Origin of the sequence: Pantoea cypripedii (assembly GCF_011395035.1) — a bacterium.
Classification (GTDB): Bacteria; Pseudomonadota; Gammaproteobacteria; order Enterobacterales; family Enterobacteriaceae; genus Pantoea; species Pantoea cypripedii_A.
Genome location: NZ_CP024768.1, coordinates 2557501 through 2571509, shown reverse-complemented (window position 1 = coordinate 2571509; position 14009 = coordinate 2557501). Strand labels below are relative to the sequence as shown.

General features: G+C 54.2%; 12 protein-coding genes. 9 read left to right on the top strand and 3 right to left on the bottom strand.

What is annotated here, in order from left to right:
- Positions 1–9: 9 nt before the first annotated feature.
- From CUN67_RS11955 to ybiX, 4 genes are all read left to right on the top strand, one after another.
- Positions 10–1332, top strand: coding sequence for an NAD(P)/FAD-dependent oxidoreductase (locus CUN67_RS11955; protein WP_208715501.1), 1323 nt, complete (start codon positions 10–12; stop codon positions 1330–1332).
- Between the two features lie 102 nt (positions 1333–1434).
- Positions 1435–1602, top strand: coding sequence for a hypothetical protein (locus tag CUN67_RS11950; RefSeq protein ID WP_208715499.1), 168 nt, complete (start codon positions 1435–1437; stop codon positions 1600–1602).
- A gap of 557 nt (positions 1603–2159) precedes the next feature.
- Positions 2160–4439 carry a catecholate siderophore receptor Fiu gene (locus tag CUN67_RS11945; protein ID WP_302882198.1) on the top strand — a complete coding sequence of 760 codons (2280 nt, stop codon included), beginning with the start codon at positions 2160–2162 and terminating at the stop codon, positions 4437–4439.
- 49 nt (positions 4440–4488) lie between these two features.
- Complete coding sequence (ybiX, locus tag CUN67_RS11940; RefSeq protein WP_208715494.1) at positions 4489–5166, top strand: PKHD-type hydroxylase YbiX; 678 nt, start codon at positions 4489–4491, stop codon at positions 5164–5166.
- 9 nt (positions 5167–5175) lie between these two features.
- Here the strand turns inward: ybiX and CUN67_RS11935 are convergent, their stop codons facing one another.
- Together CUN67_RS11935 and CUN67_RS11930 are read right to left on the bottom strand one after the other, a co-directional pair.
- Positions 5176–5991, bottom strand: coding sequence for a lysozyme inhibitor LprI family protein (locus tag CUN67_RS11935; RefSeq protein WP_208715492.1), 816 nt, complete (start codon positions 5989–5991; stop codon positions 5176–5178).
- Positions 5992–6066: 75 nt separating this feature from the next.
- Positions 6067–6954 (bottom strand): LysR substrate-binding domain-containing protein, encoded by an 888-nt coding sequence (locus CUN67_RS11930; protein WP_208715491.1) that lies wholly within the window; start codon positions 6952–6954, stop codon positions 6067–6069.
- 212 nt (positions 6955–7166) lie between these two features.
- Here CUN67_RS11930 and CUN67_RS11925 point away from each other — a divergent pair, with 212 nt between their 5' ends.
- The 5 genes from CUN67_RS11925 (at position 7167) to aroD (ending at position 12674) form a co-directional block, all read left to right on the top strand.
- The gene (locus CUN67_RS11925) at positions 7167–8654 is read left to right on the top strand and encodes a UbiD family decarboxylase (RefSeq protein WP_208715490.1); all 1488 of its coding nucleotides are present in this window, start codon (positions 7167–7169) and stop codon (positions 8652–8654) included.
- A 9-nt stretch (positions 8655–8663) separates the two neighbouring features.
- A complete protein-coding gene (locus CUN67_RS11920) occupies positions 8664–9284 on the top strand; it encodes a UbiX family flavin prenyltransferase (RefSeq protein ID WP_208715489.1) in 621 nt (206 codons plus the stop codon).
- Positions 9281–10000: a DUF554 domain-containing protein gene (locus CUN67_RS11915; RefSeq protein ID WP_084875667.1), complete on the top strand. Its 720-nt coding sequence runs from the start codon at positions 9281–9283 to the stop codon at positions 9998–10000. The genes CUN67_RS11920 and CUN67_RS11915 overlap by 4 nt, the downstream gene beginning before the upstream one ends.
- A 195-nt stretch (positions 10001–10195) precedes the next feature.
- Entirely contained in the window at positions 10196–11650 is a 1455-nt protein-coding gene (locus tag CUN67_RS11910; RefSeq protein ID WP_254711337.1) for a NosD domain-containing protein, read from the top strand.
- A gap of 139 nt (positions 11651–11789) precedes the next feature.
- On the top strand, positions 11790–12674 hold the full coding sequence (gene aroD / locus CUN67_RS11905; protein ID WP_208715487.1) for a type I 3-dehydroquinate dehydratase: 885 nt from the start codon (positions 11790–11792) through the stop codon (positions 12672–12674).
- A 51-nt stretch (positions 12675–12725) separates the two neighbouring features.
- On the opposite strand, the gene CUN67_RS11900 is transcribed toward aroD, so the two are convergent.
- Positions 12726–13979, bottom strand: a complete 1254-nt coding sequence (locus tag CUN67_RS11900) for a carbohydrate porin (RefSeq protein WP_254711336.1) — start codon at positions 13977–13979, stop codon at positions 12726–12728.
- Between the last annotated feature and the right edge of the window lie 30 nt (positions 13980–14009).

The following is a 14009-nucleotide window of genomic DNA, read 5'->3' as shown; positions in this document are numbered from 1 at the left end:
GTAACGATCATGGCCCGGTTCTCACCGTTTGAAGATTCGCTGTGGTTTGCCACCGCCGCTGCCGCCCCATCATTGCCTCCGTTGCAGGGCGAGCACCAGGCTGATGTCTGTGTGGTGGGCGGCGGTTATACCGGGCTGACCACTGCGCTGACGCTGGCAAAGCAGGGAGTTAAAGTCACACTGGTTGAAGCGCAGCAGGCGGGTTTTGGTGGCTCGGGACGCAACGCCGGTCACTGCACTCCCACCTTCACCCATTTTTCCCTGCCGGAGCTGCGCCGGTTACTGGGTGAACCCTGGGCGGAGCGACTGATTGCGCGTCAGACCCAGGCGAATCATCAGGTCAGCGCGATGATCGGTGACTACCAGATTGACTGCGAATGGCAGCAAAACGGTTATTTGCAGGCGGCAGCACGGCCAGGGGCCATGAAGTTGATCGAAGAGAAAGCTCGGCAATACAACGCGGTGGGAGCGCACACTGAAGCGGTGGATGCCGTGCAGGCGGAACGCATCAGTGGCAGCCCGCGCTTTTATGGTGGCTGGTTTCATCATGAAGGGGGACACCTCAATCCGCTGGGCTATGCGCGTGGCCTGGCGCGCGCAGTGGTGCAGGAGGGCGGGGAGATTTATTGCGCATCGCCAGTCAGCGAGGTGAAAAAGCAGGGAGCAAAATGGCAGGTGAACACGCCGCAGGGCGCCGTGCTGGCGGATAAAGTAATTTTTGCCACCGGCGCTTACACCGTGGCTGGCTGGCCGCAACTGGCCCAAAGTTTTCGCATCATGCGGGTGTTTGTCGCCGCCACTCAGCCGCTGGAGGCGGCGTTACGTCGCCAGGTACTGCCGCTGAATACCACCATCCATGACGGACGCGGTGATATCTACGTTTACAAATACAACCAGCAAGGGCGAATTGTTGCCTCGATGTTCCCGATGGGGCGGCGCGGGCGTGAGATGAATTATACCCATCAGGTGATGAGCGACCGATTGCGCTGGCTGCATCCGGTTATCGACCAGCCATTGCGCTGGGAATATTTCTGGTATGGCGAGCTGGATATGCAGCAGCGCACAATCCCGCGCCTGTATCAGCTGGCACCCGGCGTGGTGGCGCTGACCGGTCTTTCCGGGCGCGGCGTACCCACCGGCAGTATGTTGGGCGGAATTCTGGCCGAATGGGCGCTGGAGGTGCCGCAAAGCGAGCTGGCGCTGAAGATTGAGCCACTGCATAAAGCACCGTTCTGGATGGGCTTCGGCCCGCAACTGACGCTGCGCTATTACCGGGCGCGGGATTGGCTGCGTTGCCGCATCGAAGGTGCCGCGTTACCGCCGCACGCCTGATGTTATATGCGTTTTGCGGCAATGAAGCGCAGAACTAATTGTTTTGGTTATAAGGTGGGGTGCGTTTTACTGGCAAGGTCAATCATTTCTGGAGAACAGCCGATGAAAAAGTTACTACAGCAGTGGTTTAATCGTATCAATCAGCCGCAGAGCGCCGCGCCGCAACAACGTGACATCGATGTTGCGAAACATATTGAGCTGCTGATCCCCATCAGCCAGCTGTACGGTATTGAATTCCATCCCTCGGTGTATCGTTACTATGAAAGATGAACGATTTCATCTGGTCATGCGCTACAGCTACTGGAATGAGCTGTGCGTTACGGCGGCTGCCTGATTGAACCCCGTCATGCAATATCGCACCGGGTTGTAGCAGCGTGATTTATCACGCGGGATCTACCGGCACCGTGCATAGAATTGCGCGATAAATCGCGCTGCTACGAAAACGTGCGATTATTGGCATGTTCGGCATGAATGCCGCCCTTACTGGCGTAGGGTGCGAATTTATTCGCACCAGGGATTGACGCTCAAGACGGTAGCTACGGTTTACTGCGCGATTTATCGCGCTTTTTTTATGCGCCCAATCTGACGATTTTCTGCACATTGTTTAAATAATTCTTACAAACCCTCCTTATTTCGTTCAACTGTATTGATTGTGTAATAAATGCGTAAAGAAATGTTTTTCTTTACCGTTGCGCTTGTGTAAAAATACGAAAGTAAATGATAACCATTCTTTTTATCATTTAAGGGATCGGGCCAGGGGTATGTGAAATCGATCCTGTGGCCTGATGTGCGCGTCAATAACAACAATCAAACCCACACATTTAAAAATGGATAAAAATCGCAATTTGCCGTTTGGCAGCTTTAACTCGCTGACCTTGTTCACCGGGCTGTGCATCGGTATCTCCCCAGCGGCGGCGCTGGCGGCAGACAATACCGGCAAAAAAACCGACGATACCCTGGTAGTCGAAGCGCAGACGCCTTCGCTCTATTCGCCAGGCGTTTCTGCTGATCCGAAATTCACCCAGCCACTGGTGGATACCACACGTACCATCACGGTGATCCCTGCCCAGGTCATGAAAGATCAGGGCGTCAATAACCTCACCGATGCACTGAAAAACGTACCGGGCGTGGGGGCGTTTTACGCCGGAGAGAATGGTAGCTCGTCTACCGGGGATGCGGTGTATATGCGTGGTATCGATACCTCCAACAGTATTTACGTTGATGGCATCCGCGATATCGGTAGCGTGACGCGCGATACCTTCAACACCGAACAGGTCGAGGTGATCAAAGGTCCGTCAGGCACTGACTATGGTCGCAGCGCACCCTCTGGTTCCATCAATATGATCAGCAAGCAGCCGCGGCTGGACACCGGTCTTGATGCCTCGGTCAGCGTCGGCAGTGCCTGGATGCGTCGCGGTACGCTGGATTACAACCAGGCCATCAGCGATAACGCCGCGTTCCGCCTCAATCTGATGGGCGAAAAAACTCACGATGCCGGACGCGATAATATCCAGAATGAACGTTATGGTGTGGCACCGTCGCTGGCGTTTGGGCTTGATACCTCGACCCGTCTTTACCTTAATTACCTGCATGTGCACCAGAACAACACCCCGGATGGCGGCATTCCGACCATCGGCCTGCCGGGCTATTCCTCCCCGACAGCTGCTACCTCCGCGTTGAATAACTCAGGTAAAGTGGCGACCAGCAACTACTACGGCACCGATTCAGACTTCGACAAATCCACCACCGATAGCGCAACTATCCGTTTCGAGCATGATCTGTCGGATAACACCACCATCCGCAACACCACGCGCTGGTCGCGGGTGAAGCAGGAGTATCTGCTGACGGCAGTAATGGGCAGCACCATCGGCATGCCGGACCCGAACGATGTCGGCACCTGGACCTGGACGCGTAACGCCAACCTGAAAGACGTCAGCAACCGCATCCTGACTAACCAGACCAATATCACCTCGAAGTTTTATACCGGTTCGGTCGGGCATGATGTCAGTGCCGGGGTGGAGTTTACCCGTGAAAACCAGACCAACTACGGGGTGAATGCCATTACCGCGCCAGCGGTCAATATCTACCATCCGATCAGCAGCATTTCAGTGGGTGGGTTGGATCGTAACGGCGCGAACGCCAATGGCCAGACCGACACCTTCGGCATCTACGCCTTTGATACCCTGGCGATCACCAAAAACTTCGAGCTGAACGGTGGCATTCGCCTCGACAACTATCACACTGATTACGACAGCGCCACCGCCTGTGGCGGCACGGGGCGCGGTGCGCTGGCATGTCCGGCAGGTGTGCCGCGTGGTACACCGATTACCACCGTCGATACCGCGAAATCAGGTAATCTGGTGAACTGGAAAGCGGGCGCGCTGTATCGCCTGACTGAACACGGCAACGTTTACGTTAACTACGCCATCTCCCAGCAACCGCCGGGCGGCAGCAGCTTTGCGCTGGCCGCCGGTGGCAGCGGCAATAGCGCCAACCGTACCGATTTCAAACCACAAAAAGCCAAGTCCAGTGAAGTGGGGACCAAGTGGGAAGTGCTGGATAAACGCCTGCTGCTGAATGCGGCGCTGTTCCGGACTGATATTGAGAACGAAGTGGCGGAAAATGACGACGGCACCTATTCGCAATACGGTAAGAAACGGGTCGAGGGTTATGAGCTGTCGGCCACCGGTAATATCACGCCGGACTGGCAAATCATCGCCGGTTTTACCCAGCAACATGCCTCAGTCACCGAAGGTGACAGCGTAGCCCAGGACGGTTCCTCCGCGCTGGCGTATACGCCGAAGCATGCCTTTACGCTGTGGACCAACTATCAGGCAACGGATGCACTGTCGGTGGGGGCGGGTGCGCGTTATGTTGGCAGCCTGCGCCGTGGCAGTGATGGTGCAGTAGGCACGCCGGACCATACCGAAGGTTACTGGGTGGCCGATGCGAAGCTGGGGTATAAGGTGAACAACAACCTTGATCTGCAACTTAACGTCTACAACCTGTTTGATACCAACTATGTTGCCTCGATCAACAAGAGTGGTTACCGCTACCATCCGGGTGAACCGCGTACCTTCCTGTTGACCGCCAACGTACATTTCTAAGCGCCTAATGTGGGGCCACTGTGCCCCACTTTTCAGAGAGAATAACGCGATGATGTATCACATACCTGCCGTACTGACGCCGGAAGAGGTCGCCAGTTTCCGTTCGCTGCTGCAACAGGCCGAGTGGGTCGATGGTCGGGTCACGGTCGGCAGCCAGGGGGCTACGGTAAAAAACAACCAGCAAATCGATACCGGTACGCCGTTGTACGATCGTTTGCAGGCGGCGGTGTTGCAGGCGCTGAACAACAACCCGCTGTTCTTTTCCGCCGCGCTGCCGCGCACCATCTCCACACCGCTGTTTAATCGTTATGAGCAGGGGGAAACCTACGGTTTTCATGTGGATGGCGCAGTACGCCACAACGGTGCGGCGGGCTGGATGCGCACCGATCTTTCCGCCACACTATTCCTGTGCGAACCGGACAGCTATGACGGCGGTGAGTTGGTGATCGAAGACACCTATGGCCAGCACAAAGTCAAACTCCCGGCCGGGCATCTGGTGCTGTATCCCTCCAGCAGCCTGCACTGCGTCACACCGGTGACGCGCGGTGCGCGCGTGGCATCCTTCCTGTGGATTCAGTCGATGGTGCGGGATGACAAACAGCGCGCCATGCTGTTTGAGCTGGATCGTAATATTCAAAACCTGAAAGCCCGCCACGGCGACAGCGAAGAGCTGCTGTCGCTGCTGAATATGTATCACAACCTGCTGCGTGGCTGGACCGAGGTGTAAAGCTGCACTTTAGTGGTCAAACTCGCATGCCTGCTTGACCTTTATCCCCTTGATTTCGCCTGTAAATGTCAGACGAAATTCATCGAATTGCTGCGTAATAATGGTCTGGTTATCGGCAGAGCGAAACTCCTTCATGATAAACGAGGGAACATTGCGCTTAGGGTCCTTAGGCTGATGCTTAATTTGCACCAACGGAAAATGTTGATTCAGCATATTGATGCTATCTGTTCCCACCTGAAGAGAAACCAGCGTGTAAGCGGTACCGTTGGCCGGGTCCGGGATATTATTGAAGCCGCATTTATAGGTACCGGTGCGGATAACGACCGCATCGGGTGGCATGATGTGGGTCACATTGGTGCGGCGAAGTGGGGTGTAGGGTTCCGGCGTGGTGGAGCCTTGATGATAGATATAATAAGCCGTGGTGAGCGGCTGCTCCGGCGCAGTTGTTACTGCTGCGGGTGACGTATCCGCGACCGGCGCTTTGTTTTCAACCACAGGCGCAGTCGCTACACCGGTGAGCGCCGCGATGCGTTGCTGGTAGTCCGCCTGTAATTGGCCCGCTTGCGCACCGTGACTGCGCAGTTGTTTCAGCCATTCGCGTTGCGATTGTTTTAACTGCGCCGCATCGGTGCCGCTAAGGCCAGACATTTTTTTGCGATAAGCAGCGGCTAAGGCTTCATCCGATGCCGAGAGCTGCGGATTCTGGCAAATCAGTTTTTCCTGTGCCGTGCTGGCGCGGGTGCAGTCAAAAGAGGCGGCCATCGCCGGAGAGATTGCGCCGAGTAACAACACGGAAGCCAGGATATTGCGTTGGAGAGACATCATTATTCCCTGATTGATGGTTTCTCTCCGTGCTATCGGCGGCAGAGTGGCAAACTTTAATTCAGGTTTTGCGCCTGACTACTGCGTCAGCTCTCTGGCAAACTGGATAAAGTCGTGTAACGCCTTGTTTTTTACCTCCCGCTGCCAGCTCATGGTTAGCGTGGAGGTGGCGTGTTGATCCTGCAAAAAGCAGTAGCTGACGTCCGGTATCATCACCGAACGCTGGGTTTCAGGCACCAGCGTGACGCCCATCCCCATCGAAACCAGACCGATTGCCACTGAGACATCGCGGGTCGGCTGGATTTTCTGCGGCACAAATCCCGCCTGCTGGCAGGCGTTCAGTGCCGACCAGCCAAGCCCGACACCCGGTGGGTCTTCCTGCATCAAAAACGGTTCAGTAGCGAGTTGCGAGAGCGCAATGCGCGGCTGGCAGGCCAGCGTATGGCTGCGTGGCAGCACCGCAATCAGCGGACGGGTGGCGAGATCGAGATATTCCAGATGATCATATCGTGGCACCGGTGAACGAACCAGGGCGACATCTATTTGATTAGTTAACAAAAGTGTAAGTTGTTCGTGAACATTACGTTCTTCAATGACGACATCAATGTCCGGCTTGCGCTTACGGTAACCGTTAATTAACAGCGTAAGTGCCGGATCGAGGATGGAAGAACCAACGTAACCGAGCTTGATCTGTCCGCGATAACCCAGGCGCAAGCTGCGGGCATTGTCGCGAAACTTCACGTAATGGCTCGACGCAATGCGCGCTTCTTCCACCAGTTGTTCGCCTTCGAATGTCAGCGCCACATGCCGCCTGTCACGGGTGAACAGCGCGAATTCCAGCTCCTTTTCCAGGGCCTTAATGTATTGACTTAACGCCGGTTGAGCGATGTTGAGGCGCAGTGCCGCCTTGCCAAAATGCAGCTCCTCCGCCAGTACCACGAATGCGTGTAAATGCCGGTAATCCATCGGTTCTCTCCTGATTTTTCCTGATAATAACTCCTTATCAAAACCGCCGGTATTATTATTGGACTCTTATCACTGATCCTCTAAAACTGTGAGGGCAACGACGGGAGGTGCCGGTTCTATGCCACTGAATTCACTTCTGTTGTTCTCAAGGTGTGCCTGCGTTTGTCTGCGCCGCTGCATCACCGATTACCACGACTAAGAGGGACATTGAGATGTCTGTTAAGCAAACGAAAGTCACCGATTTGCGTTCCGCACTGGAAGTCTTAAGCCAGTACGATGATGAATTGATCTATACCGATGAACCCGTAAACCCTATCGCGGAGCTATCCGGGGTTTACCGTTACGTTGGCGCACACGGTACAGTGAAACGCCCAACGCAAATCGGTCCGGCGATGATTTTCAACAAAATCAAAGGCTATAACGATATGCGTGTGCTTATCGGCCTGCTTTCTTCACGTAAACGTGTGGCACGCCTGTTTGGCACCACCCCGGAAAACCTGGCGTTTATGTTGAAAGATTCCGTCGCTAACCCGATCGCACCGATTGTTATCCCGCGTGAACAGGCAGCCTGCCAGGAAGTGGTTCATCTGGCCAGCGACCCGGATTTCGATATTCTGAAAATTCTGCCGGCACCGACCAATACCCCGGAAGATGCCGGTCCGTATTTCACTCTGGGTATGTGTTATGCCGCCGATCCTGAAACCGGCGAGCACGATGTCACCATCCACCGTCTGTGCGTACAGAGCAAAGACGAAATCTCCATGTATTTCGTGCCGGGCCGCCATCTGGATACCTTCCGTCAGAAAGCGGAAGCCGCCGGTAAACCGCTGCCGATTTCTATCAGCATCGGTGTCGATCCCGCGATTGAAATTGGTGCCTGCTTTGAGCCGCCAACAACACCGCTGGGCTTTGATGAGCTGTCCATCGCCGGTAGCCTGCGCAACCAGGCGGTTGAATTAGCCGAATGTGTCACCGTGAAAGCGCTGGGTATCGCCAATGCCGAAGTGGTGATTGAAGGTGAACTGCTGCCAGGCGTGCGTGTGCGTGAAGACCAGAACACCAATACCGGCAAAGCCATGCCTGAATTCCCGGGTTATACCGGTGCAGCCCAGGCCGCGGTTCCGGTGATTAAAGTGAAAGCCATCACCCATCGTCGTTCACCGATTCTGCAAACCTGTATCGGTCCAAGCGATGAGCATACCAACATGGCCGGTATCCCGACCGAAGCCAGCATTATGCAAATGGTGGAACGTGCACTGCCCGGCTTTGTTCAGACTGTGCATTGCCCAAGTCCAGGCACTGGCAAATATCTGGCGGTGTTGCAGGTGAAAAAACGCACCCCGGCTGATGAAGGACGTCAGCGTCAGGCGGCATTGCTGGCTTTCGCCGCTTTCTCCGAGCTAAAACATGTGATGCTGGTGGATGAAGACGTCGATGTGTTCGATATCAATGACGTGATGTGGGCGATGACCACGCGCTATCAGGCCGATATTGATACCGTGACGATTCCTGGCGTGCGCTGCCATCCGCTCGATCCGTCATCCGATCCGGCTTACAGCCCGTCGGTGCGTGACCACGGTATTGCCTGCAAAGCGATTTTTGACTGCACCGTGCCTTATCACTTGAAAGCCAATTTCCACCGCAGCGAGTTTCTCGAAGTGGATGTGAACCGCTTTATCCCAGGTTTTAACAAAAAATAAGGAGGCAGCATGTCAGGGTCTGTCGTTCGTAACAGTGGTAAACCTCGGGTGATTGTGGGCATTAGCGGTGCCTCTGGTTTTTCTTATGGCGTACAGGCATTGCGCTATTTACGTCAGCTGGATGTGGAGAGCCATCTGGTGATCTCGCCGGCGGGGCATCTTAATCGTGAACATGAAACCGACCTCAGCGCAGAGGATGTGGCGGAATTAGCCGATGTGGTTTATCCCATCCGTGCCGTAGGGGCGGCGATCGCCAGCGGTTCATTCCGCACCTTCGGCATGCTGGTGGCTCCCTGTTCGATGCATACCCTGGCGGCTATCGCCAACGGCCTGACCGACAATCTGCTGACGCGTGCTGCTGATGTGGTATTAAAAGAGCGGCGCAGGCTGGTCCTGATGGTGCGGGAAACCCCGCTCCATCTGGGACATATCCGCAATATGCAACAGGCGACCGAATCCGGCGCGATTGTTTTTCCGCCGGTGCCTGCGCTGTATGCCAGGCCGCAAAGTGTGGAAGAGATTATTGCGCATAGCGTTGCACGTGCTCTGGGGCTGATGGATCTGGATTGCGCCGATCTGCCGCGCTGGGGAGAAGACGTGACTTTAATGACCAGGAGTAATAAATCGTGATTATTGGACCCTATATTAATGGCTCTGCGGTACTGATTGGTGGCATTGTCGGTGCGCTGCTCAGCTCACGCTTGCCCGAGCGTATCAGAACCTCCATGCCGCTGATTTTCGGCGCAGCCTCGATGTGTATGGGGATTGTGCTGGTGGTGAAAGTCAGCCATATGCCGGTAATGGTGCTGTCGGTGATCCTTGGCGCACTGCTCGGTGAGTTGTGTTATCTCGAAAAAGGCATTGGCAAGCTGGGCAGCAAGGCTCGCGGGCTGGTGGAGATGTTTGTCAGTTCAGGTGCGCAGGATCAGGAATCGCAGGAACAATTTCTGCAAAGCTATGTGGCGATTATCGTGCTGTTTTGCGCCAGCGGCACCGGGATATTCGGTTCAATGCATGAAGGCATGACCGGAGATACCAGCGTCCTGATTGCGAAATCGTTCCTTGATCTGTTCACTGCCGCAATCTTTGCCACCTCACTGGGTTTTGCCGTGGCCGTGGTTGCCGTGCCACAGTTAATTATTCAGTTGCTGCTGGCCTATGGTGCGGTATTTATTTTACCGCTGACCACCCCAGCGATGCAGGCGGATTTCTCAGCGGTAGGCGGTGTATTAATGTTCGCGACTGGCTTCCGTATTTGTGGCATTAAAATCTTCCCGGTGGCAAATATGTTACCTGCGCTGGTTTTAGCCATGCCGATCTCTTCGTTGTGGACCAGTTTCTTTTAATGGAGGAAGGTAAGTCACAGGTTATAAATGGGATGGAAATGTTATAAATCCAGGGGCCGGAAACGGGTGCTTAACTTTCCGGCATCTTAAGCAAGATCGGAATTTATCATGATTAAAAATAAAATTACTTGCGCAATAGCCTTGCTATTGCCATTGGCATCATACGCAGCGGATAACGCAACACAGGGTCTTGAAGTGCTACAGGTGACTTCTCCAGCTGACGATGGCAGCAATGGTACGCTGCGCTGGGCACTGGAAAAGAATAATCAAAATCCTGGTCATTACCGCATCGAATTACACGCCACTAACAACCAGCCACTGATTATTAAACCGAATAAACCCCTGCCGGAAATTAAAGGACCGGTGGAAATTATTAACAGCGATTTCCTCAAAAATGGCAGTTATGTGGCTATCGATGGCTCGGGTTACATTAAAGGCGTCGATCCGCGATCCTGCCCGGGAGCAGTAAGCGGCCAGTATGGTGCGAATGTCCGTACCACCACCATGCCGGGTCTGGTACTGCGTGATACCCATGATGTTACCCTGCAAGGGGTCGAGGTACGTAATTTCTGTATCGGCATCCTGATCAATCGCGCCAAAAATAACGTCATCGAAGATAACCGGATTGTCGGTAACCACGGTGGTGCCGGTATTATGATGACCGGCGATGATGGCAAGGGTAATTCCACCGCAACCACTACCGAACGTAATAAAATTATCCGCAATACCTTTATTAACAACGGCGATGCAATGGAAGCCACTCGTGGCGCTTCATTCAATCTGATTGCGGATAACTTTGTCACCACGGATAGCGTACATAATCAGGAACCGTCGCAGGGCCTGGAAATGTTATGGGGTAATGACAACGAAGTGATTCATAACCACTTTGAAAATTATTCCGATGGCGTCCAGCTGAACTGGGGTAATCGCAACTATATTGCCGACAATACCTTCACCAATCTTTCTTCAGCGGTAACCTTAAGTGGTACAGGCAATGTGGTGGCGGGGAATATTATGACCGGTAACCGCGTGGCCGTGTCTGTTCGCCCGCAGGGTGCGCCGGGTAAAGATGGCAGCTTTGGTATTAACCGTATTACCGGACCCGCCGTAAACCGTATCACTGAAAATATTATGGTCGATAACGGTAAAGAAATTAAACGTTGCTTTGCCGGTGGTAGTTGCCTGCCGGGTTATGCCGGAGCGATTGTCTTTAATGTGCCGGGTCTGGAACATGCGGCATTTATCGGTAATCGTGGTGGTGGTATCAGCGATGACACCAGCAAACTGGAAAAAATCTGCGCAATTGATGGCAACGTTGCCGGTTGTGAACCGACGCCGAACAAAGACCAGCATGCCCCGGCTATTACCCGTGTGGTCCGTAATCAGAACACGCTGACCGTAGACGGCAATGTCAAAGGTGAAGCCAATACGGAATACCGTATTGAGTTCTTCTCCAACAGTAAGCCTGCCATGGATGAAGCTGAGCATTTCCTCGGTTATGAGATGGTGGCGATTAATGCGCAAGGCAATGGCACCATTCATTATCAGACTCCGGTAAACGCTGATTTGCAGGTTGCCAATGTGACCTCGACAGCCACCACCAATGACGGAGCAACCTCCCCATTAAGTAAGCCAGCCCCGATGCAATAACTCTTTCCTGGATAAGCTGCGACATCGCATTACCTGACGGCATTCACCTGAAATTAAAAAAATAATCCGACCGGAAAGAGACGGCAACGCTGCCGTTCTCATCCTGTCAGGTGTGTCATTAGCGAAACAGGAACAACCCATGAACTTGCGTAAAAATGTATTAGCGATTTCTCTGCTGCTGGCCTTGCCGGGCGTGACCAACGCCATCGCTGCCACCAGCGCACCGGCCGCCGCGGTTAGCGTGCGTCACGCAGAGCCGATTGTTATCCGCCAGACTGCGATTGGCGAAGGCATGCCGAAAGTCATTATTCCGACCACGGGTGCGACAGCCGACGAGGTTTTGGCCCAGGCGAAAGCCATCGGTGCCAACCCGGATGCCGATTTGATTGAATACCGTATTGATTACCTGAATTTTGCTACTGACGCCGCCAAAGTTGGCGCGCTGGGCAAACAGGTGGCCGCAGATGTCCAGGGTAAACCGCTAATCCTGACTTTCCGTACCCAATCTGAAGGTGGCGCGAAAGCCATCAGCGATAAGGATTATGGCAAGTTATATCTGGCGCTGATTAAAGATCATTTCATCGATATTCTTGATGTGGAAATGTTCCGCGATCCGGCCGTGATTCATCAGGTGGTGACTGCGGCTCACCAGGCAGGGATCAAAGTGGTGATGTCCAGCCATGACTTCCACAACACGCCATCAACCAGTGAGATCGTATCCCGCCTGCGTAAACAAGACAGCATGGGTGCCGATATCCTGAAAATCGCGGTAATGCCGCATGATTCGGGCGATGTGGTGAAACTGATCGATGCGACTGCGCAGATTCGTAATCAATATTCGCGCAAACCGCTGCTGACCATGTCCATGGGCGGATTGGGTGCCATTTCCCGTTTGTCCGGTGAAGTGTTTGGCGACGACCTGACCTTCGGTATGTTGGGTACGGCTTCAGCGCCGGGCCAGGTTGATGCTGCACAGCTGCATCAGGTACTGAAAACCATCGATGTTGCGCTGAACGGTCATTAATTCCCGCCTGTTAAATACGCCTTCCACGTTAGCCGTGGAAGGCGTTTTCTTTTAGAACTTCACTTTGACCTGCACACCCGCTATCCAGGTATCTTTAATCTCTTTATTCGAGAAGGCACCCGGTTCTTTGATGTACTGCACGCTCGGACGCACGGACAGCCACGGCGTTGCCTGCAAGGTGTAAGTCATTTCAACCAGTTGCTCACCAATATCCAGACCGCTAACCATAGCTGCATCGGCTAACTCGCCTTTGGCGCGCAGGCTATCGACGGCGTTATCACGGCTGTGCTGGTTATACACCGCACGACCATAACCAATCGCAATCGCATCATTCGGGCGTGATTCAAACGGGCCATTCAGCACCAGACCGGCGGAGTACCAGTGACGGAATGGGGAGGTGGCTTCGTCGGTGGTGGTGGCCTGACCAAAAACGTGCAGATTCTGGCTGCGTGAGGACGCGGATTGCCAGACAGTCTGATCCGCCAGCAGGTAAGCCCCCCAGCGTTTATCTGCGCGGCGGTCCGGCTGGTCAATACGCGCGACGTTGGAGCTGTCGTAGTAATAACCTAACTTGTATTGGCCGGGCAGGGCGCTGTTGAAGTTGTAGATCAACTCAATCGGTACGATATAACCGGTGGTGCCTGGTGCGAACGGTTTAAATGCGCGAGATGATTCGCTGTTCTGCTCCGGATTAACGTTAAACACGGCGGTTTGCAGTGCCCAGCTATCATTGAAGGTGTACTTCAGCTCACCCCCCAGATGCGCATTCGGGTAGTTGCCCCAGCCACTGCCACCTGACATGGAAAGCGGGTGGGCGCAGAATCCGGCGTTCATAAAGTTAGTCAGAATCGACAGACCACCAAAATCATTGCCCATCGCCAGCCAACCCAGTTTGTACTGCAATTGCGGGGTAAACAGGGTGTTGGTGTAGCTGAATTCACTCAGACGGGTATATTCCCCACCGTAAACTTCCTGAATCGGCAGACGGTTGCCTACCAGATCGGCAGAGGTGCTGCGCCCACGACGGTCGTTGATGCTGAGCTGGATAGTACCGGCATGGTCAGCATTAAACAGACGATTCAGATCGAAAGTGGCACCGAGGCGAATTTGCTGCGCATAGCGGGTGCCATAAGACTGGCCGCCACTGAGCACACCGGCGGTTTCAGAAACATAATCGCCGGTTAAGTTGACGCCATGTTGCGCCAGGTCGGTGCGTGCACCTCCCCAGTCGCCGGTCATCGTGTCCTGATGGAAAAAGTCGGTTGCCTGTGCGGCAGGCATGGCCAGCGCACAAAGTAATGCCACAGGCAATGGCCTGATTTTAAAACGAATGGT